The sequence below is a fragment of the Pseudomonas oryzicola genome (assembly GCF_014269185.2).
Lineage (GTDB): Bacteria > Pseudomonadota > Gammaproteobacteria > Pseudomonadales > Pseudomonadaceae > Aquipseudomonas > Aquipseudomonas oryzicola.
Genome location: NZ_JABWRZ020000001.1, coordinates 2,431,832 through 2,454,588 on the forward strand (window position 1 = coordinate 2,431,832; position 22,757 = coordinate 2,454,588).

26 protein-coding genes and 1 pseudogene are annotated in these 22,757 nt (G+C 61.4%); 18 read left to right on the plus strand and 9 right to left on the minus strand.

Translation table 11 applies throughout. From position 1 onward, the window contains the following. Positions 1 to 289 precede the first annotated feature (289 nt). The 5 genes from HU760_RS11130 to HU760_RS11150 all read left to right on the plus strand — a co-directional run bounded on the left by HU760_RS11130 (position 290) and on the right by HU760_RS11150 (position 3,719). Positions 290 to 865 (plus strand): NAD(P)H-dependent oxidoreductase, encoded by a 576-nt coding sequence (locus HU760_RS11130; RefSeq protein WP_186677035.1) that lies wholly within the window; start codon positions 290 to 292, stop codon positions 863 to 865. Positions 866 to 937: 72 nt separating this feature from the next. Beyond that, positions 938 to 1,312, plus strand: a complete 375-nt coding sequence (locus HU760_RS11135) for a MerR family transcriptional regulator (protein ID WP_186677033.1) — start codon at positions 938 to 940, stop codon at positions 1,310 to 1,312. Positions 1,313 to 1,638: 326 nt separating this feature from the next. After that, entirely contained in the window at positions 1,639 to 2,232 is a 594-nt protein-coding gene (locus tag HU760_RS11140; protein WP_225931881.1) for a GNAT family N-acetyltransferase, read from the plus strand. Then, positions 2,229 to 2,588 carry a cupin domain-containing protein gene (locus tag HU760_RS11145; RefSeq protein ID WP_186677029.1) on the plus strand — a complete coding sequence of 120 codons (360 nt, stop codon included), beginning with the start codon at positions 2,229 to 2,231 and terminating at the stop codon, positions 2,586 to 2,588. Before HU760_RS11140 ends, HU760_RS11145 begins: the two co-directional genes overlap by 4 nt. A gap of 399 nt (positions 2,589 to 2,987) precedes the next feature. Beyond that, positions 2,988 to 3,719: a hypothetical protein gene (locus tag HU760_RS11150; RefSeq protein WP_186677027.1), complete on the plus strand. Its 732-nt coding sequence runs from the start codon at positions 2,988 to 2,990 to the stop codon at positions 3,717 to 3,719. 108 nt (positions 3,720 to 3,827) lie between these two features. On the opposite strand, the gene gcvA is transcribed toward HU760_RS11150, so the two are convergent. Then, positions 3,828 to 4,727 carry a transcriptional regulator GcvA gene (gcvA, locus tag HU760_RS11155; RefSeq protein ID WP_186677025.1) on the minus strand — a complete coding sequence of 300 codons (900 nt, stop codon included), beginning with the start codon at positions 4,725 to 4,727 and terminating at the stop codon, positions 3,828 to 3,830. A gap of 100 nt (positions 4,728 to 4,827) precedes the next feature. On the opposite strand from gcvA, the gene HU760_RS11160 reads away from it, so the two are divergent. Then, complete coding sequence (locus tag HU760_RS11160; RefSeq protein ID WP_186677023.1) at positions 4,828 to 6,012, plus strand: MFS transporter; 1,185 nt, start codon at positions 4,828 to 4,830, stop codon at positions 6,010 to 6,012. Between the two features lie 144 nt (positions 6,013 to 6,156). Here HU760_RS11160 and HU760_RS11165 read toward each other — a convergent pair whose 3' ends face one another. Continuing rightward, on the minus strand, positions 6,157 to 6,387 hold the full coding sequence (locus HU760_RS11165; RefSeq protein ID WP_186677021.1) for a hypothetical protein: 231 nt from the start codon (positions 6,385 to 6,387) through the stop codon (positions 6,157 to 6,159). Here HU760_RS11165 and aepX point away from each other — a divergent pair. From aepX to HU760_RS24695, 8 genes are read left to right on the plus strand one after another with little or no spacing between them, the layout of a single operon-like run. Then, the gene (aepX, locus tag HU760_RS11170; RefSeq protein WP_186677019.1) at positions 6,380 to 7,291 is read left to right on the plus strand and encodes a phosphoenolpyruvate mutase; all 912 of its coding nucleotides are present in this window, start codon (positions 6,380 to 6,382) and stop codon (positions 7,289 to 7,291) included. The two genes, HU760_RS11165 and aepX, sit on opposite strands and share 8 nt — an antisense overlap. Next, on the plus strand, positions 7,291 to 8,490 hold the full coding sequence (locus tag HU760_RS11175) for a pyridoxal phosphate-dependent aminotransferase (protein ID WP_202883412.1): 1,200 nt from the start codon (positions 7,291 to 7,293) through the stop codon (positions 8,488 to 8,490). Before aepX ends, HU760_RS11175 begins: the two co-directional genes overlap by 1 nt. Before the next feature lie 13 nt (positions 8,491 to 8,503). Further along, a complete protein-coding gene (locus HU760_RS11180; protein ID WP_186677011.1) occupies positions 8,504 to 9,289 on the plus strand; it encodes a phosphocholine cytidylyltransferase family protein in 786 nt (261 codons plus the stop codon). Positions 9,290 to 9,297: 8 nt separating this feature from the next. Next, positions 9,298 to 9,990 (plus strand): YidC/Oxa1 family membrane protein insertase, encoded by a 693-nt coding sequence (locus tag HU760_RS11185; protein WP_186677010.1) that lies wholly within the window; start codon positions 9,298 to 9,300, stop codon positions 9,988 to 9,990. Beyond that, a complete protein-coding gene (locus HU760_RS11190) occupies positions 9,983 to 11,827 on the plus strand; it encodes a sulfatase-like hydrolase/transferase (RefSeq protein WP_186677005.1) in 1,845 nt (614 codons plus the stop codon). Before HU760_RS11185 ends, HU760_RS11190 begins: the two co-directional genes overlap by 8 nt. Next, positions 11,824 to 13,128, plus strand: a complete 1,305-nt coding sequence (locus tag HU760_RS11195) for a CDP-glycerol glycerophosphotransferase family protein (RefSeq protein ID WP_186677003.1) — start codon at positions 11,824 to 11,826, stop codon at positions 13,126 to 13,128. The genes HU760_RS11190 and HU760_RS11195 overlap by 4 nt, the downstream gene beginning before the upstream one ends. Positions 13,129 to 13,130: 2 nt before the next feature. Beyond that, positions 13,131 to 13,769: a site-2 protease family protein gene (locus HU760_RS11200; protein WP_186677001.1), complete on the plus strand. Its 639-nt coding sequence runs from the start codon at positions 13,131 to 13,133 to the stop codon at positions 13,767 to 13,769. Between the two features lie 25 nt (positions 13,770 to 13,794). Further along, a complete protein-coding gene (locus tag HU760_RS24695) occupies positions 13,795 to 14,073 on the plus strand; it encodes a helix-turn-helix domain-containing protein (protein ID WP_186676999.1) in 279 nt (92 codons plus the stop codon). A 306-nt stretch (positions 14,074 to 14,379) separates the two neighbouring features. Here the strand turns inward: HU760_RS24695 and HU760_RS11210 are convergent, their stop codons facing one another. From HU760_RS11210 to HU760_RS11220, 3 genes are all read right to left on the minus strand, one after another. Further along, positions 14,380 to 14,895 carry a hypothetical protein gene (locus HU760_RS11210; protein ID WP_186676996.1) on the minus strand — a complete coding sequence of 172 codons (516 nt, stop codon included), beginning with the start codon at positions 14,893 to 14,895 and terminating at the stop codon, positions 14,380 to 14,382. Between the two features lie 72 nt (positions 14,896 to 14,967). Continuing rightward, entirely contained in the window at positions 14,968 to 15,405 is a 438-nt protein-coding gene (locus HU760_RS11215; protein ID WP_186676994.1) for a DUF3592 domain-containing protein, read from the minus strand. 252 nt (positions 15,406 to 15,657) lie between these two features. After that, the gene (locus tag HU760_RS11220; protein ID WP_186676992.1) at positions 15,658 to 15,900 is read right to left on the minus strand and encodes a hypothetical protein; all 243 of its coding nucleotides are present in this window, start codon (positions 15,898 to 15,900) and stop codon (positions 15,658 to 15,660) included. Between the two features lie 158 nt (positions 15,901 to 16,058). Here HU760_RS11220 and dapF point away from each other — a divergent pair, with 158 nt between their 5' ends. After that, a complete protein-coding gene (dapF, locus tag HU760_RS11225) occupies positions 16,059 to 16,865 on the plus strand; it encodes a diaminopimelate epimerase (RefSeq protein ID WP_186676990.1) in 807 nt (268 codons plus the stop codon). Between the two features lie 120 nt (positions 16,866 to 16,985). After that, complete coding sequence (locus HU760_RS11230) at positions 16,986 to 18,035, plus strand: alpha/beta hydrolase family protein (protein ID WP_186676988.1); 1,050 nt, start codon at positions 16,986 to 16,988, stop codon at positions 18,033 to 18,035. A gap of 33 nt (positions 18,036 to 18,068) precedes the next feature. Here HU760_RS11230 and HU760_RS11235 read toward each other — a convergent pair whose 3' ends face one another. Next, complete coding sequence (locus HU760_RS11235) at positions 18,069 to 18,497, minus strand: MAPEG family protein (RefSeq protein WP_186676986.1); 429 nt, start codon at positions 18,495 to 18,497, stop codon at positions 18,069 to 18,071. A gap of 190 nt (positions 18,498 to 18,687) precedes the next feature. Between HU760_RS11235 and HU760_RS11240 the strand changes: the two genes are divergently transcribed. Further along, positions 18,688 to 19,512 (plus strand): helix-turn-helix domain-containing protein, encoded by an 825-nt coding sequence (locus tag HU760_RS11240; RefSeq protein ID WP_186676983.1) that lies wholly within the window; start codon positions 18,688 to 18,690, stop codon positions 19,510 to 19,512. Between the two features lie 6 nt (positions 19,513 to 19,518). On the opposite strand, the pseudogene HU760_RS11245 reads toward HU760_RS11240, so the two are convergent. Further along, a pseudogene (locus tag HU760_RS11245) lies at positions 19,519 to 20,746 on the minus strand (MFS transporter). A 233-nt stretch (positions 20,747 to 20,979) separates the two neighbouring features. Beyond that, a complete protein-coding gene (locus tag HU760_RS11250; protein ID WP_186676980.1) occupies positions 20,980 to 21,855 on the minus strand; it encodes a universal stress protein in 876 nt (291 codons plus the stop codon). A gap of 184 nt (positions 21,856 to 22,039) precedes the next feature. On the opposite strand from HU760_RS11250, the gene HU760_RS11255 reads away from it, so the two are divergent. Continuing rightward, entirely contained in the window at positions 22,040 to 22,288 is a 249-nt protein-coding gene (locus tag HU760_RS11255; protein WP_186676977.1) for a hypothetical protein, read from the plus strand. A 31-nt stretch (positions 22,289 to 22,319) separates the two neighbouring features. On the opposite strand, the gene HU760_RS11260 is transcribed toward HU760_RS11255, so the two are convergent. Continuing rightward, positions 22,320 to 22,700 (minus strand): termination factor Rho, encoded by a 381-nt coding sequence (locus tag HU760_RS11260; protein WP_186676975.1) that lies wholly within the window; start codon positions 22,698 to 22,700, stop codon positions 22,320 to 22,322. Between the last annotated feature and the right edge of the window lie 57 nt (positions 22,701 to 22,757).

Here is a 22,757-nt window from a genome sequence, read left to right on the forward strand (position 1 = left end):
TCGATTTTTATCATTAGCGTGTCATGGATGAAGTTCGACCCGAGACAACCTCATTGCCCATGAGATCGAGCGCGCCCGCGCGGCCCCGATCTCATAGGCGCTACATACCCCAAGGCGAACACATCCGAATCCACGCAAGCCCCAAGGCAAGAGAGTCCGTCACGGGTACGAATTTCTAGCCCTGGCCGCTGGATGTCACGCACTGCAACGGCCGCAAAGCAGGCTGAGCAGTTGACTCTCCCGTTAGGGTCAGGCTTTACCCTGCACGCTTCATGTTCAGGATGAAGTGATGATGAGCAAACGAGTACTAGTGGTGCTGGGGCACCCGTCAAGCGAGAGTTTCTGCGCAGCGCTGAGCGAGAGTTATGCCGAGGCGGCCAGAAGTGCCGGCCATGATGTAAGGGTGTTACGGCTTGATGCCTTGAGCTTCGACCCGGTGCTGCGCAGCGGCTACCGGCAAGCGCAGCCACTGGAACCCGACCTGCTCAGGGCCCAGGCCGACATCACCTGGGCCGAGCACCTGGCCTTTATCTACCCCATTTGGTGGGGCGGCATCCCTGCATTGATGAAAGGCTTTTTCGACCGCGTGTTCCTGCCCGGTTTCGCCTTTCAGTACAGGGCGGGCAAGGCCTTCCCCGAACAATTGCTCAAGGGGCGAACAGCGCATCTGCTGGTGACGATGGATACACCGCCGTGGTACTACCGCTGGGTGTATCGCATGCCTGGCCTTCACCAAGTGCGCAAGACCACGTTGCAGTTCTGCGGTATCAGAACGCTGCGTACCCTGATGTTCGGGCCGCTGCTCGGCTCCAGCGCGCGGCGGCGTGGAACCTGGCTCGAACTGGCACGAAGCATCGCCAGCTGACCTGCTGCTATGTGGTTCCCGAACCGCTGGCGCCATGCAATGATGTCCCGCTCCCTTATGAAAAGGACATTCATGTATATCGGCAAAGCCGCCCAACTGTCGGGCACCACGGTCAAGACCATCCGCCACTATGAAGCGATCGGCCTGCTGCCGCCGCCCGAGCGCCAGGGGCAGTACCGCGTTTACACTCAGCAGAGTGTCGAGCTGCTGACATTCATCAAATGCGCGCAGCAGTTGGGTTTCAAACTGAAAGAACTGCAAACGATTCTGCTGACGCATCAGGGTGCTGATTTGCCGTGGGAGTTGGCGGGCAAGGCCATTGCCGACAAGAAACGCGAAGTGCTGGGGCAAATCACTGGGCTGCAACAGATATACGCAGGGCTCGAGGCGTTTGAAGCAAGCCTTGCAGGTGCCAGGTATCAGTGCGGGCTTGAGCGTCTGCCATAAGCAACGAAGCGAGCTGCTGGCTCCGATCTGAATGCGATCGCCGCAGGAGCGGGTTCGACCAAGGATGGGTGGTGCAAACTTGTAAATGACGTGGGTTTATTCCCGATTGTGCTGAGCTAGCCACTACCTCCGGCAACTGCACGATCGCTTCCCCAGTCCTTAGCCATTGGACAGCCACGTGCCTTTGAGCATGGGGCAACGTCGCACGCCGTGCTGACGGTGTTCGCCCAGAGCATGATGGGCGCCGTTCAACCCGCCTACGCTGCCACCCTGTCAAAGGCGCAATCCTTGAAAACCAATCACCCGATCCCATGGGAGCACCGTACATGCCTGTCGACTTCAGACCCGCTCAAGCCTCGGACGCGCACGATATAGCGCGCTTCTTTCAACTGACATCGGAAGGCATGGCCGATTACATATGGAGCAAGCTTGCCGCACCTGGAGAAGCATTGCTGAGTGTCGGTGCGTCTCGCTATGCCAGGGAGCAGGGCGACTTTTCTTACAAGAACTGCCTGATGGCCACTTTCGAAGACCGGGTCATCGGCATGATGCACAGCTATGCCTTGCGCGAGACCCCTGACAGGCCGGTCGAGACTGACCCGGTCCTTGCGCCTTATTCCGACATGGAAATACCTGACACCTTGTACATATCCAGCCTGGCCCTGGATGAGGCTTGGCGCAGCCAGGGGCTGGGCGCCCAGTTTCTTCGCCACGCCCAGCAGCGCGCTGATGACGCTGGCCTGGATGGGCTGTGCCTGATCGACTATGCAGAAAACCACGGTGCACGCCGCTTCTACGAACGTCACGGTTTTCAAATCGTCAAAACCTGCCAGATCGTTCCGCACCCGATGCTGGGCGTAACCGGTGAAGCCTATTTGATGTATCGCCCTAACCACAACGTGCTCGAGAAAAAACCATGACCCAGAAACTGACCGTGTTCCGCGAACTCGATATCCAACCGGTGCGCGATCTTCCTTTTTTTGAAGAGATTGTGGAAGGCACCCCTCATACGCTGACGTCCAAGTACTATCACGATGAACAGCAAGGTCGCATTTCCGGTGAGTGGCAAGCCAGCACCGGAGCGTGGCGCATCGACTACAAAGTCTGGGAGTTCTGCCATGTCCTGAGTGGATGCTGTGTCATCGAGCTTGAGGGTTGCGAGCCCATCACACTGGCCGCTGGCGACACGTTCATCATCGAACCGGGCGCCAAGGGCAAATGGACCGTGCTGGAAGACATGAAAAAGAACTTCGTGATCCTGTTGCCCGCGAACTAGGCATGGGAGGGCGTGCCAGAGTCTGCCTGAAAACTGCCGGGGCTGCTGCGCAGCCCCTTCGCAACAAGGCCGCACTCACCATCCGCGTATTGCCGATGGTGGGAAACGCGACGGCGTGCCGTTGGTCGCACAGCCGAAGCGCTGGGAATAGTCAGTAGAATCCGAAAAGTAGCAGGCATCCATTTGTCATTACAGGCATTGTTGCACTATCCATTTGCATGGAGATAGCCGCCGTTTAATCAGGAAAGATAAATGGCTTTTAGCCATATTTCACTAATCGCCAATGATTCTAATCACGCGATAGCCTTTTTTTTCCCGCTGACTAAGCTCGTAATCGCGCAACGGATATTAAGGATGTACGCGCGCCAATCATGACGGATCTATTAAAGGACTATCCAAATGGAAAGCTTCGCTATCGCCGCATCACAAATCAACTGGAATGGTGGCCAGAGGATCACTTTGAATCCGGGGGATACCGCCACCTGCACCACGTTACGTCCGGGTCAGATATATGGGATTTTCCTTTATAACTCGGCGGGGAATGACAACAATGCCACCGTCAGTGTGGTATGGAGCAATAGCCAGCCGCCGGCACACATTACCGTGCCAGGTACCACGGCTAATGCAGGGTTGGCCTCGATGGGCTTTGTCTCGGGTACCGACACCCAGACTATTTCGGTCTCGTTACCCAGCAACAGTGGCATGGCCCAGGTCGAACTGTGGCTGGGCAGTACCAGCATGCCGACCAACACCAGCGGGCTTAGCAATAACCCCTTGCAGGCCAACGGCGAGCAGTACCCGTTCAACAAATACAGTCGCTATTATGCGGTGCCGCCATCAAAATGGATGAATCTGACCATCGTCAGCAAGATCACCCAGTTTATCTCGTGTCAGTTCCGCGAAGCTGCTGCGACGGTGTTTGTTGTGAATGAAACGTCCAACGGCTTGCTGGCTGGGCAAGTCACCAATATCGGGCCTACCGCTTCGCAACCCGGCGCGGTCAACATTGTCGCGACGCAGATTCAAAGTATCAGTAACAACTTGCAAGGCGACGGTACTCAGTGGGTCTGGATGGACGCTGATAGTCCGCAAGACTCGACAAATGCCAGTATTTCTCTGCAGTCACTTTAAAAGCGCAGTCCGCTGAAGTAAAAGAGTCACGCCGAGCGTGACTCTTTTACTTTGCTACAGTCACTTTCCTGATACGCCGTCGACGCCAGGCGCCAGACCGTTGGTAAGTCAGGCGGGGGCAGCGGTGTCGTGTTGGAACCGGGAAAACATCCAGTCGATGAACACCTGCGTCTCGGCAACCGCATCCTGCGACACGCCATAGTAATAGCGAGTCAGCGGCAGGCGTAGATGGGGCAGGGGGTTGTACAGGCGGCCAGTGGCAAGGTCCTTGCCCAGCAGCGAGGCCGGGCACAGCGCCACGCCAAGGCCGTCGACGGCTGCTTGCAGCACCAGGTGCATGTGATCGAACTGCAGCGCCGGCTGTTGCCTTGCCTGGTTGACCCCGGCCAGCTTGCACCAGGCCTGCCAATCGCCACTGCGTGTCCTGCCCGACAGCAGGGTATGGCGCAGCACATCCGCTGGCGCCTGGACCGGTATCGCCTGCAGAAGGGAAGGGGCCGCAACCAGCAGCAGGTCGTCCTCGAGCAACACGTTCGGCTCCAGATTGGCCGCCCAGCCCGAGCTGCCACGGCGCACCACCACATCGAAGGCTTCACGCGATGGGTCCGGGGCCAGGGTACTGGTCACGACTTCCGGTTTGATCTCCGGGAACTGCGCCATGAAATCGGGTAACCGTGGGATCAGCCAGCGCACGGCAAAGGACGGGCGCACATTGATGGTCACCTTGCGCGATGCACTACTGCGGGTCAGTGCCTGGGTGGCGTTGGCGATTTGCGCCAGGCCCAGGCTGATCTGTTGGTAGTACGCCTGGCCGATCGGGGTGAGTACTGACTGCCGATTGCGCCGTTCGAACAGCAGTACGCCCAGGTGCTCTTCAAGCAGGCGTATATGGCGGCTGACTGCACTGTGGGTGACATGCAGCTCTTCGGCAGCACGGCTGAAGCTCTGGTGACGCGCGGCAGAGGCAAAGGCGCGGACGGCGTTCAAGGGGGGGAGGTCGCTGATCATGTGTCTAATTTACTGACATCAGACGCACAATTAAAGCGTTTGTCAGCGGCGCTGCTTCACGCCACTCTGAATGCCGCTCTACTTGTCCTGGTCGTCGTCCATGGGTGCCACCACCATCTGCTTCGCTGATCGGGCTTCGCTGCGCGCAGCGTTGATCCTCAGCCTGTGCTTGCCCGGCGACGTCCTGCTCTACCTGCTGCTGCCGATGCAATACCAGGCGTTCGGCATTACCTTGGGCGAGGCCGGGATCTTGCTGGCGGCCAACCGGCTGGTGCGAATCTTCGGCTACCACTACGTGATGAAGGGCTACGCCCGCTGGGGAGACCGCCCCAGCTCGATGGTGGCGGCCGGCTGCGCGGCATTGTGCGCGTTGGGTTATGCCACGCTCTGCGGATTTTGGGCCTTGTTGTTGCTGCGTCTGCTCTGGGGGCTGGCCTATGCAGCGCTGAACCTGTCGACCCAGGTCATGGCGACTGCGCAGGCTGCTGGCGCCGCGCGCCGCAGCGGACGTTCGCGAGCGCTGGTTGCCGTTGGCCCGATGGTGGCGTTGCCGTTGGGGGCGCTGCTGAGCCTGGAGCACGGGCCTCGCCTGATCTTCCTGGCAATGGTGGCCAGCTCACTGCTTGGGGTATGGCTGGCCAGAAGACTGCCCGCTGCGGCGCATCGATTGCCTGCAGAGCATCGCCGCTTCCGGCGACCGGACAGCGTGGCGGTCTGGTCATTCACCGAGGGGTTGACCCTGGATGGCCTGTTCATCATCGGTCTTTCGCTGTTGGCACAGCAGTTGTTGGGAGCGGACGCAGTGCTGGTCGCGGGCGGGTTGCTGGCGGTTCGCTACCTGTCCGAGCTGCTGCTCAGCCCGCTGGGCGGCATGTTGGCGCAGCGTTGGGGGGCGACGCGCATGCTGCTCGGGTTAGCGCTACTCACCGCCGGGGCGCTGGTGGCATTCGGTTGCCACTGGCTGGTCGCAGGTGGTGGCCTGGTGTTGGTGCTGCGCGCGTTGCAATTGCCACTGGTGGTACCGATAGTCGCCGAGCGTAATCCCGGGCAGCAGCGCGTCCGGGCGTTGGCGGCGAATGCGGTGTGGCGCGATATCGGGGCAGGTGTCGGGCCCCTGCTGGCGGCGGTGGTGCTGCCCTTGATGGCGCCGGTCTGGGTGTATGCCTTGGCTGCGCTGGCATTGGCGATCAGTGCCTTGGCCTGCGCCCAACGGCCTGCCGTGCTGCTGCCAATGGCCCACCCGGCAGCGGCGGACCAGGAAGTTGCTGGAGGGAAAGTACGTTAATTCATATTTGATGAATGTTGGCCTGATCATTAACGGCGAAGCCTCCTGAATATGGGTCCTGGCCTATGGGGTGGGTACTTTCGGGTGCATAATAATAAGTAAACGAATCGTGCTCGGGATGGCGCATAGTTTGTTTCCGTCGAATCAAGCCGTGTTAATAAGATTGTAATAATTTGTTGCTTTTGCCTTGTGGCTATGCTTTTTTAAGGTGGCCGCCAGCTGCGCCTGGTGGGCATCGCTGTTGACGAACAGGACTGCCCGACTTGTCGGGTATGTCGTCTGCTGCACGAGAACAATAGAGGTCAGTACATAGGGGCGCCGAATGTTTATGTTCGGTGTAATGGCCAACTTTTGCCGGGGGAAAATAATGAGCACTCAAGCAGCCTTCAAATTTATTTCTGCAGATCGCCGCGCTGCATCACTCAGGAACTTACTAAGCGATAAGCGTTGCCTGCGTTTTCTCGAGGCCCATAACCCGATATCCGCAATTCTTGCCGAACATGCCTCGCAAACGGTCGACGGCGAACTGCGGGTTTATGATGGTTTCTGGTCCAGCTCGTTGACCGACTCTACTGCGCGTGGCAAGCCGGATATCGAAGTGTTGGCGATCAAGGATCGGCTGGCCAATGTCAATGATATCTTCGAAGTTACCAGCAAGCCGCTGATCATGGATGGCGACACGGGTGGCAAGCCCGAGCACTTTGCGTTTGACGTCCGTTCGCTCGAGCGCCTCGGGGTGTCGGCGGTCATCATCGAAGACAAGACCGGCCTGAAGAAGAACTCGTTGTTCGGCAATGACGTCTTCCAGCAGCAGGAAACTATCGAAGACTTCTGCAACAAGATTCGCATGGGCAAGCGTGCGCAAATTTCCAGTGACTTCATGATCATTGCGCGCATTGAAAGCCTTATCCTCGATGCCGGTCTTGACGATGCACTGACCCGGGCCGATGCCTATGTTGCAGCGGGTGCCGACGGGATAATGATTCATAGTCGCCAGGAAACGCCGGACGAAATCTTCGCCTTTGCCCGGACGTTCCGCGAGCGTCATCCAACTGTGCCGCTGGTGTGTGTGCCGACCAGTTATTCGAGTATTCCGTTCGAGGCGCTCGAGGCAGAAGGGTTCAATATTGTCATTTATGCCAACCATATGTTGCGCTCCGCCTATATGGCAATGAAACAGGTGGCCGACAATATTCTGTTGTCCGGGCGGACGCTCGAAGTCGAGCCTCGCTGCCTGTCGATCAAGGAAATCCTCGAACTCATTCCGGGTACCAAATAATGACCAGCCCAACTCTGGCCTTGCGCAATGACCTGGTCGTTGCGCCGAGCACCTCGCGCATGCGCGGCATCGCCAACGAACTCAAGGAACGCGGCGAATCGGTGATCAACTTTGCCGCCGGCGAACTCGACTTCGACACTCTCGATAGCCTCAAAAAGGCCGCCATCGAGGCGATCAGGGGCAAATGCAACACCTACACGCCCGCCCTCGGCGAGAAGAAGATTCGCCAACAATTGGCTGCGCATGTCAGCGAGCAGCTGGGCGTGGCCTACGCCTGGAACGAGGTCGGGATGACCGCAGGCGCCAAGCAGGCGCTCTACAATGCGGCAATGGTGCTGATCAACCCGGGTGACGAGGTGATCATTCCGATCCCGTACTGGGTAACCTTCCCGACCCAGATCGAGTTGGCCGGCGGCAAGCCGGTGCTGGTCGATACACGGCCGGAGGGCTACCAGCTGACTGCCGAGCGTGTAGCTGCAGCCATTACCCCACAGACCCGGGCGATTCTGATCAATACACCGAACAATCCTACTGGCGCGGTCTATGACAGCGAAGCCCTGCGACGCATCGGTGAGCTGGCCATCCGTCACGACCTGTGGATTATCTTCGACGAATGCTATTCGCGGCTGATCCGCAACGGCGGCGAGCATCACAGCATCGTCACGCTGATGCCCGAGCTGAAGGAACGCACGGTCATCGTCAATTCGTTCTCCAAGAGCATGGCGCTGACCGGCTGGCGGCTGGGTTACGTCAGTGCACCGGAGCAGGTGATCAAGGCCATGGAAAACCTCCAGGGCCACACCACCTCGAACCCCAACGTGGTGGCGCAGGTCGCGGTGTCCCGGGCACTCGACGACTCGGCCGATTTCATCGCCACCGCCAATGCGATTCTTGACGCGCGCCTGCAGGTCATCCACGAGGCCCTGGCCGGTATCGAGCACCTGCGTGTGGCGCCGGCGATGGGGGCGTTCTATGTGTTCGCCGACATCCAGTGGTTCATCGGCCGGTGTTATGGCGACAAGCCGGTGCGCAGCACCGACGAACTGGTCGAGCTGATCCTCGCCGAGGCCAAGGTGGCCGTGGTGTCTGGCGCCGGCTTCGGCGACCCGAGCGGTATCCGCATTTCCTACGCCGTGAGCGACGCTGATGTGGCCACGGGCATGCAACGTCTGCGCGAATTCTTCGCCCGGTTCAATTGAGGAGCATCGGCTAATGAGTAAGCAAACCCCTGTTTCGGTGATCATCCTGGCGGCCGGCCTTGGCTCGCGCCTGGAAGACCAGACCCTGGCGAAGAACAAGTGCCTGGTCGAGGTGGCCGGCAAGACCATCATCAGCCGCCTGCTGGAGCAGTTGCAGGCGCACCAGGTCAGCAACGTCATCGTCGGTGTCGGCTACCTCAGCGATGTGCTCGAGAGTTATATCCGCAGCAACCACCCACAGCTCAACAGCATCTTCGTGACCAACCCGATCTATGCCCGTTCAGGTTCGGTGCACTCGTTGAGCCTGTGCCTCGAGGCGGTGCCGGAGGGCCACGATGTGCTGGTGTTCGAGGGCGATGTGGTGGTGGAGGATGGGTTGGTCACCCGTGCCCTGGCTTCGCTGCAAGGGCTCGACGAGGAAGGTTTCGCCACCGTGCTGGCACCGTGGTCGAGCGAGCTGAGCGGTACTTTCGCGCTGGTCGAGGGTGGCCGGGTGAGCGCCTGGAAGCATGAGTCGGTGCGCGATGCCGGGTTCCCCCTGCAGGCCTCGTACAAGACCGTGAACATCACCGCGATGACCCACGCCGGCGCCGGGCTGCTGCAGCGTCACATCCGCCAGACGGTAGCCGAAAAGGGCGTCAAGGCGCCCCTGGAGTACGCCATGGACAGCCTGATCGACAGTGGCTACCGCATCGACGCGCTGCTGGTCGGCCAGGAAAAGTGGTTCGAAGTCGACACCGCCGAAGACCTGGATATCGCCAACGATCTGTTCAGCGCCGCGGCGCTGGCCCACGCTTGAGGTGATGCATGTTCGCCGTTCTGCATGACTGGCTGATCCTGCCGATCGCTCACTGTTTCCAGTGGGTGCTGGAGACCAGCTATCAGCGCACCCACGACTTCGGCCTGGCGATCCTGATGCTGAGCCTGGTGTTCAACCTGGTGCTGCTGCCGGCCTACCACTTCGCCGAGAAGGTGCAGGGCCGCGAACGTGCGGCACGGGCGGCGATGCAGGCCAAGCTGGAGGAGTTCAAGCGCTGCTTCACGGGCCAGGAGCGGCACATGATGATTGCCGCCCTGTACCGCCTGCACCACTACCACCCGGTGTTCGCCTTGCGCGGTCTGGTACCGCTGCTGATCCAGGTGCCGGTGTTCATCGCCGCCTATGGCCTGCTCAGCGACTACCCGCCGCTGCAGTACGAGCACTTCATGGGTATCGCCAACCTCGGCGCAGCCGATGGCCTGCTTGGCGGAGTCAACCTGCTGCCCATCGTCATGACCGTGATCAACCTGATGGCGGCCCATGTCTACAACCGTGACCTGTCCTCCCAGGAGCGTCTGCAGACCTGGATCGTGGCGATGCTGTTCTTCGTGCTGCTGTATCCGTCGCCCGCCGGGCTGGTCCTGTACTGGACCTGCAACAACCTTTTTTCCCTGATCAAGAACCTGGTGTATCGAGTGGCCCGCTCCAGCTCGACCCTTCGAAGGACTTCCAATGCCTAATTCGACCCGCCCCGCGCTTGCCCTGCCGGCCAGCGCGGCGGCCAAGGCGGACAAACCGCTCAAATTGTTCGTGCTGTCGTTCCTTGCCCTGTACCTGTTGCTGGTGCTGGCGGTGCCGCTGGCGCTGACCAGCTTCGAGGACGACGCCACCGGCCTCGAAGGCTACCTGCGCCTGTACGCGACCACCCATGCGCTGATCCTGAGCGCCTATCTGGCGCTGTTGGCGCTGCTCGGCAAGTTCGCCCCGCGCGCGCTGCTCGAGGTGCTGTGCGTGCTCGGCCTGTGGCTGTTGATCGTGGCCGGCGTCTACAGCTTCCTGTTGCCGCTGGACGCCGGGATGATCGACAACTTCAGGTTCTCCGAGCCCCGTGCCATGAACTTTTCCAGCCAGCGGGCGCTGCTCGATGTGGTAGTGGCCGGCGCGGCGCTGTGGGCCGCCTGGCTGCTGGTGCGCCGTTTTGCCGAGCAGGTCGGCAAGGCACTGACCCTGTTCGTACTGATCTGCGCTGCCTATGCCCTGTTCAGCGGTGTAACCCTGGCCTCGAAGATTGCGGCGATTCCACTGCCGGCCAATGACGGCAAGCAGACCATTTCGTACTCCAGGACCGAGAAGAACATCGTCGTGCTGATGATCGACGGTTCCATGGCCGGTTACATGCCTCGTCTGCTGGCGCATGACCCGGCGGCGGCGGAGCGTCTGAGCGGTTTCACCTGGTACTCCAACGTGGTGTCTACCGGCAACCGTACCTTCAATGCCTTGCCAGCGGTGTTCGGCGGTTTTGACTACACCGCCGCCAACATCAACAAACACCCGGGAAACAGCCTGGAAGAGAAGGTCAACCAGGCCTATATGCTCTATCCGGACAACTTTGCTGCCAAGGGCTACGGGGTGCGTTACGTCGACCCGTTCTGGTACGGCTTCGCCCGCCGCGGCGACTGCAACAAGTTCGTTGCCCAGGGTGCCGGTGACTGCATCCATGTCATCGACACGGTCGGCCGTCAGCAGACCAACGCGCACATGTCGACCAAACACAGCGAATACCTGTGGGGCGTGCTCAAGCAGTACCTGGCGATTTCGCTGTACAAGGCGGCCCCCAACAGCCTCAAGGGGCAGGTGTACGACGGCGGCGACTGGCAGGGCGCCTCGCTGTCCTGGTGGAAGCGCGAGGACAAGTTCCTCGAGAACTACTTCTCGCTGCTGGCGCTGCCGGGCCTTTCGGACACCAACGCACCGGGGCCGACTTTCACCTTCATGGCCAACAACATCACCCGTGCGGTGCTCAAGCTCGACCAGAGCTGCGTGCCCAACAAGCAGCTGGCGACTTCGGCCCAGGAACTGGAGCAATTGCGCAGCCAGGACACGGTGGAGATCTATGACACCTTCTATTGCGCGATGAATGGTGTGACCCGTTATCTGGACTGGTTCAAGCAGCAGGGTATCTACGACAACACCATGTTCGTGCTGGTGTCCGACCATGGTTGGCCATCGCGCAACCCATTGCTCAAGGACGTTGGCGACGCCGAGCGGCAGGAATTGTACTCGCAGTTCCAGAACCTGCTGCTGATCAAGCCGTTCGCGGCCACCGGGGCGCCAAGGGAAAGTCGCGAATTCATCTCCAATGCCAACGTGCCCGGTATCGTTTGCGAGGTGATCGGCGGCTGCGTGGACCGTGCCACTGGCAAGCACATCAGCAACCAACCGCTCACGGAGCCGGTTCAGCTGTATGAGACTCCGTGGCAACCCCAGGGGCAGAATGCCGACTCCTACAAGATCCTCAGTACCTACCAGGTCAAGGACGACGTCTCGGTGCCGGGTAACTGGAGCAAGCTGCAATGACCGGGTTGCTGGACCATGCGGTCACTGTTCCTTATGTCGGCCTGTACCTCGATCCGGGCACCGGCAGCCTGCTGTTCTCGCTCATCGCCGGCGTGGTTACCACCGCGTTCTATTCGGTCAAGGGCCTTTACTACCGCTTCGGCGGTGGCGGCAAGGGTGTTGCCGCCACCGCCGAGCGCAGCGTGCAGGAAGCCTGGCCGGTGGTCATCTATTCCGAAGGCCGGCAGTACTACGGCACGTTCCGGCCACTGCTGGCAGCCCTGGCCAAGGCCCGGATCAGGACCTTGTACCTGAGTTCCGACAGCGAGGACCCAGGGCTGCAGGCGCGGAGCGAGATAACCGGCTGCTTCATCGGTAGTGGGCACAAGGCCTGGGCATTGCTGGCGCGCTTGCGCGCCGACCTGTGCATCTCCACCACCCCGGGGCTGGACGTCATGCAGTTCAAGCGCTCGAAACGGGTGCGCCACTACATGCATCTGGTCCACGCACCGACCGACAAGGCGTTCAACCGGCCATACTCGTTCGACTACTTCGACTCGGTGGTGATCAACGGCCCGCACCAGGAGCGTACACTGCGCTACCTGGAGCAATTGCGTGGTCTACCGGCCAAGGCCCTGATCATGGGTGGCTGCCTGTACTACGACGATCTGCTCGAGCAGTTGCGCAACCAGACCCCCGAACTGGTCAGCCCAGGCCGCACCGTGCTGCTGGCGCCGACCTGGGGGCGCAACGGCCTGCTGCGCCTGCACGGCAGCAAGCTGCTGAGCGCGATGACCGCCCAGGACATCAACCTGATCATCCGTCCGCACCCGCAGAGCATGGTGTCCGAGCCCGAACTGATCCAGGGGCTGCAGGCGTTGTTCCCCAATGGCCCGCGGCTGCAATGGGACTTCTCATCGACACCGTTCAGCGCCATGGCGCGCAGCGACGTGATGGTGTCGGACATTTCCGGGGTGATCTTCGACTACGCCTTCCTGTTCGAACGCCCGGTAGTCACCGTTGGCATCGAGCCGGTGCGTGAGGGCACCGAGGCCAACGACCTGCCGTACGATCCGTGGGAACTGACCGTGCTCGATGACATCGGCCTGCGCCTGAGCGAGGAGCAGATTCCACGCCTGACCGAGTACCTGCCACAGGTGCTCGAGGACAGCCGCTACCCGCGCAACATCCGCCACTTGCGTGAGCAGTACGTGGTCAACTTCGGCCATGCCGTCGGCCCCATCCTGACGGCTATCGAGGCACTGATCGGGCAGGGCGTCAGCGAGCCGTCGGCTGCTGCGCTGTCGCGGCAGGCGGAGTGAGCATGGCCGGGGTGATCGAAAGCCTGGCCATGCTGTGGCCGGCGCTGGTGCTGGCGGTGACTGCGCACGAAGCGGCCCATGCGCTGGTGGCGACGTTGTTCGGTGACCACCTGGCGCGGGACAACGGACGGCTATCGATCAATCCGCTGCGGCATTGCTCGTGGCTGGGTACGGCACTGGTGCCCTGCGCGGCATTTACCCTGAGTACGCTGGCACACCTGCCGGGTGCATTGGTTGGCTGGGGCAGGGCGGTACCGTTCGGCGCGCCATTGGCTAGCAGCCGCCTGGGCCTGCTGTGCACCGCGTTGGCCGGGCCGCTGGCCAACCTGCTGCTGGCTTCGGCCAGCCTGGCGCTACGCCCGCTTGCCGGGTCTGGCGCCTGGCTGGCGTTCCTCGAGACCAGTGCCTCGCTCAACGTGCTTCTGGTCGTGGTCAACCTGCTGCCGGTGCGGCCGTTGGATGGGGCTACCTGCATCCAGGCGTTGTGCGCGCAACGCTGGCGGTTGCGCCATGAAAGCCTGCAACCGTACCTGCAGGTGCTGGTGGCTGGCTTGTTGTTTACCGGGCTGCTCGGGCAGTACCTGCTGTGGGCGGCCCGCACGCTGTTGAGTTTACTGCCAGGAAACATTTTGCATGGCTAGTTATGGACCTGAACCAGGAGGCTGCATGGCCAGGAAGGCACTCGAATTTCTTTTGTCGGACGAAGACCGAGCGCAACTGCAGAAGATCGCTCGCTCAGGGCTGATGCCCTATCGCAGCGTCACCCGGGCCTCGATCCTGCTGCTGCTGGACAGCGGCATGACGCCCAAGGAGGTCAGCTTGCGCATGAATGTCACCGCACCAGTGGTGTTCAAATGGCGCAGTCGCTACCTGGCAAGGGGTGTGGTTGGCCTGGAAGACTTGCCGCGTGGCGGGGTGCCCAGGACGCTGGCGCTGGCGGGCTGATTCAGGCAACACCGGGGCCGCTTTGCGGCCCATCGCCGGCAAGCGCGGTTCCCACAGCTACAGCGCAGTCCTGAAGGCGGGGGCTATTGCTGTGGGAGCAACTGTGCTGCCAAACATCTGAAGGCTTGGACGATCCCTGAGGGAACAGGCATGCCCTTGACGCGTACCTGTAGGAGCGGCTTCAGCCGCGATCACCGGCAAAGCCGGTGCCATCCACCGTGTCGCCTGCTTCGCGGATAAATCCGCTCCTACAGTGACCGCCGTACCTGTAGGAGCTGGCTTGGACAGGTGTCCGTCGGCAATCGCCTAGAACAGCCCGCCGAGGGAAATCGTCGCACCAGCACCAGCCTGTACCCCGACGTTGAGGCCGGCAGACATGATCACGCCCTTGGCCGAGCGCAGCAGGCGCACGGCACTGTCGTGCGGCAGAAGCAGATTGCCAATCGGCGTCAGCGTAGCAGCCGTCATCGCCAACAGCTTGGCGTCCAGGCCGAACAGCATTGCCGAGCCGCTGGCGCCACCCACCAATCCGACCCCGCCTTCGATGAACACACAAGGGCCTTCGAAGTCCTCGCGAACCAGGCCACGGGCAGCGATCGAGTCGGCCACCAGCACACGGCCGACGGCGGGGAAGTCCTCGCTGGCGCCCGCCGCTCGGACGCTCTTGCCACGCACATGCAAATTGACCTTGCCAAAGCGCGGCAAGCGCGCGCCAAGGCCAACACCGACACCCAGCGAGCCGTAGCGAAACTGTTGGTCAACCCCCTGCGGGTCAGTCAGTGTCAGCGCGCCGCCAGCAGCAGCGGCGAAGACAACGGTCAAGCCGCCGCCGCTGGCGGTCTTGTAGCGCCAGTCGCTGACGCTGACGGGTAGGGAATATGCATCTGAACATCCTTATACAGGCCGCGCCGTTCGGCGTCGGCGAATCCACGCGGCCAAGTGGTAGCCGCCTCCAAAGGTGAAAACGAGAGCGAACAGGCCGGCCAGCAGGCTCGCCCCCCATAGCGCGCCCCGGTCATCGATGATCGCGCTGGCGGCGGGCGCTTCCGGGCGGTACAGCACGCCCACCTGGTCGCCTACCGCGTAGCCGAAGATCAAACCGCTTTCGGGGTAGCTGGTTACCTTGCCGGTGGCGTCGGTGAAGTCGATTTGGGGATGGCTGCCGCCCGCGTTCAGCGTGCTGACAGTGCCTTGGGCGCGTTGCGCCTGAGCCAGAAAGCCCAGCCGGTCGTCAACCAGCCAAAGTGTGAGATAGAGCAGGCACAGGCCCAGGGGAAGGAAAACCAGGGCGCGGAGCAAGTCGCCCCGGGGTGAGGATGGCGTCTTGGCCATGACAGTTTCCTTGCATCATCCTTGAAACGGCGACCATTGCAATTAATTTGCGACACGCTGTCAAGTGCGGAGCCAGCGGGCTTGGTAACCGGCGGGTTTCGACATGTGACGCCGTTATTGGCTCCTGCGGATGGCAGGCGGTACCGTGCCTCGGCTTCACTGCGATCAGTTTGGGGGCTTGGTCAGCTATTTTATTGACCAATAAGTCAACTGCGCAAGAAGTTGCTACGACGCAGAAGGGGTTACAAGCGTCTACTTTTGCCTCTCAAATCGTCGTCTAGTCAGCAACAACCCGATGCCGACCAGCACAGCAAGGGCAGACATCAACCCCAGGTCAAAGCTCTGCAAATGGATCCGGCTCAGCGCAACGCTACCAATCAGTCCTGCAATGATCATTGCAACGCCTAGCCACTTACGCAGCCGGTACGGTTTAAGGATTCGTTCAAATAGAAAAGCCAGCGCAACGAAGATGACTACCTGGATAGGTTCGGACATGTGCACCTCCCCCTCCCGCGCTTGCCGGTATTCATAACGTTTGCTCTCGGCCAACGTGACGCCCCCACCCAGGGCCCGCTAACGGCGCAACGGTCGTGTGCTATGTTTCAGCCACACTTCATCATTTCCCGCCCCGAATCGTCCTGGTGCCCCAACTCATGCAGTTCGTAAAATATCACGCAGCTGGCAACGACTATCTCGTCTACCACGACGATACCCCATTCGATTTCTCGACCCCGGCTATCTCGGTGATATGCGATCGGCATAAAGGAGTGGGCAGTGACGGCATCCTGGTGCCTGTCATCGAGCCAGGCAAAATGCTCTCGGTGCGTATTTTCAACACCGATGGCTCCGAGGCGGAGAAGAGCGGCAACGGCCTGCGAATCCTGTGTCGCTACCTTTGGGACCAGGGCATCGTTACAGACGAAGCGTTCGAACTGGCAACCAAAGGCGGCAAGGTTCATTGCCAGGTACTCGACCACGGAAGACGCATTTCCATCGCCATGGGCATGGCGGCATTCCCTGAGACCGAACGCCACGCAGTGGACGTCGATGGCATGCAACTGCAACTGAACCCCGTGTCGATGGGCAACCCCCATTGCGTAGTGTTCGTCGAGCAACCCACCGAGACACTTGCACGCCGATTCGGGCCAATCATTGAGCACTTGGCACTTTTTCCAAACAGAACCAACGTCCAATTCGTCAACGTTGTGGATCGCCGAAACCTGACGGTGCAGATCTGGGAGCGTGGCGTGGGCTACACCCTGTCTTCGGGCACCAGCAGTTGTGCCGCTGCGGCAGTCTCACATCGGCTTGGGTTCGTTGATGATCAGGTGACCGTGCACATGCCGGGGGGGCAAATCACCATCGAGCTCGATGAGGCCTACAACGTCCTCATGCAGGGCCCGGTGTGCAAGATTGGGCGGTATTGGCTGGATCAAGAGTGTCTGTCACAGATCGGCTGAATGCGCTCATCGCAACCCCGCTGCGCAAATGTATGGGTGTACCGCCAGCATGGCTGGTATGGTGCCTGCGCACGGTTCGCATCCTCTCGACACTGAACCCCGTCAAGGAAGACAAAAACAATGAAAACAGTCCTCGGCCTGCTGCTCTTCATTAGCCTGCAGCTACCGGCATTCGCTGGCTACAAGACCATCGGCTTCCAAGCCTCGATATTATCGGACGAGCAAAATGCCCGCCCGCTGGAGCTGGTCATCTGGTACCCGAGTACGACCACTGCCGCACCCCGGCTGGTCGCTGATACCGCAGTGTTCATCGGTGACCTCGCCGTGCACGACGCACCTCCAGCTGCAGGCACATACCCGCTGGTGGTGCTTTCCCACGGCTTTCGCGGTAACTGGGGCAACCAGTCGTGGCTGGCCAGTGCACTGGCCCACCAAGGCTTCATCGTGGCGGCGGTCAACCACCCCGGCACCACCACCCGCGATCGCGGCCCTGCGGCCGCAGCACAGCTGTGGCAGCGCCCCATCGACCTGCGCCGGGCCATTGATGCGGTGATGGCCCGGGCGGACCAGGTTGGACGGGTGGCGAAAGGGCAGGTCGCGGTGGTCGGCCATTCCCTGGGGGGCTGGACTGCGCTGGAAATCGCCGGCGCCCGGTTCGATCCCGCGCGCTTTGCCCAGGACTGCGTCACCCATCCGCAGTTGTCCAGTTGCAGCGTTTACAAACAGATCAATCCCGACCGCGACCCGGTATCGCAGGCACGCCTGGGCGGCGATCTGCGCGACGACCGTGTCACCGCCATCGTTACCCTGGATCTTGGCCTGTCACGAGGCCTGAGCGATGAAAGCCTGGCGGCACTGCCGGTGCCGGCGCTGGTGATTGCGGCGGGTGCGCCTTCGGCAGACCTCCCGGCGCAGTTGGAGTCTGCCGACCTGGCCAAGCGCCTGCCTGCGGCGACCAGCCGCTATGTCGAGATCGCGGACGCCAGCCACTTCAGCTTCCTGTCGCCGTGCAAACCAGGTGCGGTGGCGTTGCTTGAAGAGGACGCGGCTGGGGACGGCGTTATTTGCCGAGATGGTAATAGCGCCCGCGCGCGGACGCAGATCCAGTTGCAGATTGCCTCACTGGTCAGTGGCTTCCTGCAGCAGCATTTCGCCATGGCTGATCGCTGAGGCCGTTGGACAGTTGACACCTGGCCGGCTCGATCACGGCAATAGCAGGGTCTTCATGAGCGATGCGCAGAGCCCCAGCAAACAGAAGATGCCGACACCGTAGCAGGCCGTTCGCCAAGGCTGGATGCCCTTCAGGTAGGCCAGGGTGTGCAGTACTCTGGCGACGGTAAACACAATGCTCAGACTGGCCGTGACGGGTGCAGGGGCATTCACGGCAATGGCCAGCCCACCGAGCGCGAAGAACGCCGGAATGTTTTCCAGGTCGTTCGCCCATGCCCGGCTGCCTCGGATGACTTGCGCCAGCTCCTGGTCCCGAGCTGCCCGCTTGAACACAGCGGCATCCTCTGCATTGGTGAATGCCTTGTGACGTAACCGGAACAAGCCCTGGTAGCAAGACACCGCAAACATCTTCAGGAACAGCACCACCACGCATGATGCATAGGCCGTCAATGCACCGTTCATTCCTGGCGCCCCCGGTCAATGGTGGGATAGGGAAACAGCGAAAAAAGCGGCAAAGAAGCCAGCGCAAACAGGCGAACTGCCATGGTCCTGTCCTTGGTAGGGTTTGCTGGCACAGTACGGACAGGGTGCTTTACGCTCAATGACCTGTGAGGTCATGACACAGGACACAAGGATTAATCGGAGGTAAGGCATGGATCGCTTGCGGTACTACCAGAAGACCATCACCCCAACTACGACGGCGGGCCAGCATGTGCGTAACCTGCGCCGTCAGGCGGGGCTCAGTCAGCTGGACCTTGCGCTCATGGCCGGCGTTTCCCAACGCCACCTCAGCTGTGTCGAAACTGGCCGCGCCAGAGCGAGCCCCGGTACCTTGCACGCCCTGCTTTCGGCCCTGGGGGCATCGCTGGAGTACTGCAACGAAGTATTTCTCGCTGCTGGCTATGCCCCTCGCTACGCCGCAACGCCGCTCGAATCGCCCGCCCTGGATGTAGTTCATGCGGCCATCGAGCAGATCCTGCAGGCGAACAATCCGGTGCCTGCCATCGTCCTCGACAACAACTGGAACATTACAGCTGCCAATGTCAGCACCGGCCTGCTGTTGGCCATGGCGGGCATACCGCAGGATTCGGCTGCAGGCCTCAACTTGCTGGAGACGCTGCTCAGCCCCGGGGGCCTGGGTGACCGCTTGGCAAATGCGCAGGAGGTCCGTGCCGCTGCCTGGCACCGTGCGGCCCGGGAGTCGGCCTGCAATCCGGCCCTTGCCAAGCGCCTGAGCAGCCTTCCGCCCCCGGGTAATGCCATGCAGGCAACGGTTACCAGCCCGATGCTGCTGACACGTGTGTGCACGGCAAATGGTGAGTTGAGTTTCGTCTCTACCTTCACCACCTTCGGCATGCCACTGGACATTACCGTGGAGTCACTGCGAATCGAACATTTGATACCCGCCGACCTGTCGACCCGGCAACGGATGGCGCAGGCGTTCGAGCAGTGGAACCTGGCACACGGCTATCGCTGATGGCCCTCAGCCGGGTTGCGCCGCCAGGCTGTTGCTGACATTACGACCCAGCACCAGCACCGTGGCGAAGCCACAGCCGACCAGCGCCGTGGCCAGGCTCAACAGCACCGCGCTGCCCAGCTGGTCGACGATGCGCCCGCCGAAGAACGAGCCCAGCGCAATGATCACCTGGAACATGGCAACGAACAATGGCATGCCGCGTTCGACGTCCTTCGGCGCGACCACGAACATCCAGATGCTGGCGCAGGCCGGGAACGCACCGAAGGCGAAGCCCCACAGCCCGATCAGCATCGCGGCACCGCTGAGGCTGGTGGCGAAGTGCGGGAACAGCGCAGTGCTGGTGCCAATCATCACCGCGACCAGCAGCAGGGTATGACGTACGCTGCGGTTGGCCGCGAAACCGGCAAACAGATTGCCGATTACCCCGGCCACGCCATACAGCAGCAGCAACGAGCCAATGGTCGGCCCGTCGAAGCCGGAGCTTTGCTTGAAGAACGGGGCGACATAGGTGTACGCGGCAAAGTGCGCCAGGCCAATCAGCAGGACGGCGATCAGGCCGACGCGCGCCAGTGGGTTGATGAACAGGGCCGGCAGGTCGCTGATACGGATGGCCTTGTCCGGGTTGAGCCGGGGCAGCAACAGTACCTGCGCGAGCAGCACGGGGACACCCAGCAGCGCGGTGATCAGGAAGGTCATGCGCCAGCCCATCAGGCCACTCAGCCAGGTGCCTACCGGCACGCCCAGCACGGTGGCCAGGGTCACCCCGACCATGATGATCGAGGTGGCCTGGGCAACGCCCACGCCCTTGGGCGCCAAGCGGCCGCTGAGGGCGATGGCGGTCGCCCAGAAGCCACCGATACTGATGCCCAGCAGCACGCGCCCGAACAGCAGCAGGCTGAAGTCGCTGGCATAGGCCACCACGGCGTTGGCAATAATCATGATCAGTGTCAGGCCGATCAGCAGGTAGCGACGGTCCAGGGCGCCAATGCCCACCGACAGCAACGGCGCGGCGAGGGCGGCCATGATGCCGGGCAGGGTCACCATCAAACCGGCGTGGCCGGCACTGATGCCAAGGTCGCTGGCCACATCGTTGAGTACACCCACCGGCAGAAACTCGCTGGTCACCAGCGCGAAGGCGCCGACGGCGACCGAGAGAATCGCCAGCCATTTGTTGCTTGACGCTTTGTTGGGCATGTTCGGGCAGGCCACGAGGAGCCTGGCTGGAATTTTCCATGGTATCGGATTCCGAAAGGGGAGATCGCCTGAAGCAGGCGCAGGAGCGGGGAGGAGCTGAAAGCGATTGTAAGGGGCGGGTTTGTCAGGCCAACAGGCGCGTCGCTCGATAGTAATCATCGATGCGATCGATGCAACGCCTTGCGCGTGGCACCCGTTGTTGGCCTGGGAGAACAGGAGAGCAGGCCACCGTTCGCAGCAATGGAGGACGGCTGTCCTCCACATCACGCCAGCTTACGGCGCAACCAGCACATCACATCGGGACTCGTTCAGCACATGCTGGGTGACGCTGCCGATCAGCAGCTCTTCCAGTGCGCCTTGCCCCTGTTTGCCGACCACGATCAGGTCGCATTCCAGCGCCTGTTCCTGTTCGGCTATCCGCCAGCCGGGGTCGCCGTGCAGCACGATTTGCCGGGCTTCGGACAGCCCGGCGAGTGCGCTCAAGGCCGCCAGTTGCTCCTGTGCATCCTGGCGGATGACATTGCGATAGTGCTTGATGGTGTCGTGATCGATGCTGGTGAAGCGCATGCTGCTTTCGAAGGGGGCCTGGTATACATGCAGCAGAACGATCTCTGCCTGTGGCGCAATGGTTTTGGCCAGTTCGAGGCTGCGCAGTGACACCGGCGAAAAATCGACCGGCACCAGCAAGGTGCGATAGGTATCGCGCGGCGCCTGTTTGACCACCAGCACGGGGCAGGGCATGCGGTCGAGCATTTTCTGTACCGTGGAGCCCAGTAGCAGGCGGCGTGCCACGCTCTGGCCCTTGGCCCCGCACACCAGCAGGTCGCTGCGTTTGTCCTGCACCACGCGGGTGATTTCGGCGGCGACCGAGCCGGTGGCGACTTCCACGCCGGCGCCAATGTCATAACGCTGGAACAGCATCGCGGCCAATGCGCGAATTTTCTCGCCAGCGGTATCCAGCACGCGTTTCAACAGGCCGTCATCCGTTGCAGCCAGTTGCTTCAGGCGCTCGAAGGGGGCCGGGTTGGCAACGTACAGCAGGTCCAGTGGCGCCTGATGCGCCTTGCTCAGGTATGCCGCGCGCTCCGCCGCGTTGCGGGCAGAGGTCGACAGGTCGGTGGCTACCAGTACGTGTTTCAGCGGGCTCATGTGGGGCTCCTTGTCCTAAGCCGGGCGTGCGTGCAGCCATCGTCGCGCGAACCTCGGGCGGCGGCTTGATTTACGTCAAAGGAGTGCGGCACAGGGTTGTAGCGCTGTGTCTGGCGATTTTTTGCATGAGCCAGCTTGATGCTTTCACATAGCCATACTAATACTTAGGTGTTGCCGAAGGGGGATGATCATGCAGACGCGTTTCGTTGTGGTTCCCGCTGTGCCACTCAAGAAAGAAACCTATCCTCGCCGGCTTGGCTTTCCCGCCGCCCTGGGGGAGGGTTACGACCTCTACGACACGCAAGACAAGGTCCGCCTGAGCCTGAACCTGCCGACTCGCGCACAAGCCGAGTTCGAGTGTGAATGCCGCAACCGTTGCCCGGATGCCGATGCCACGCCTATCGCTGGCAACGGACTGGGGGCCATTGGCTGACCCCCGTCGTGCCGCAGGTTTCGATGGTGTATCAAGCGTGCTTGCGCAGCGCTTCCACCAACTGGGCCTTGGTCATGCTGGAGCGCCCCTTGATGTCCTTGCTGCGCGCTTCCTTCATCAGGCTTTCCTTGGTCTGGGTTGCCAGCGAAGTGCCTGAGGTGCGCGAGTGGCCCTGACGTGATTTGGCGGCGCGCCTGGCCGAATCCGAGCGCGCGGTTTTCTTTTCTGCAGACGAGGTTGTGCTACCGGAGCCGCCTTTCTTCTCGCCACCCCCGGACTGTTTGTTGACCGTGGCCCAGGCACGGGCTTCGGCTTCATCCTTGGGCACGCCTTTGTGTTCGTAGCTTTCCTCTATATGTTCGGCCTTGCGCTTCTGCTTGTCGGTGTATTTATCCTTGTCGCCGCGAGGCATGGTCGTCACTCCTGCTGTGAGCTTGCACGGTTGAACCCTGTGCATGGCCGGAGTGCC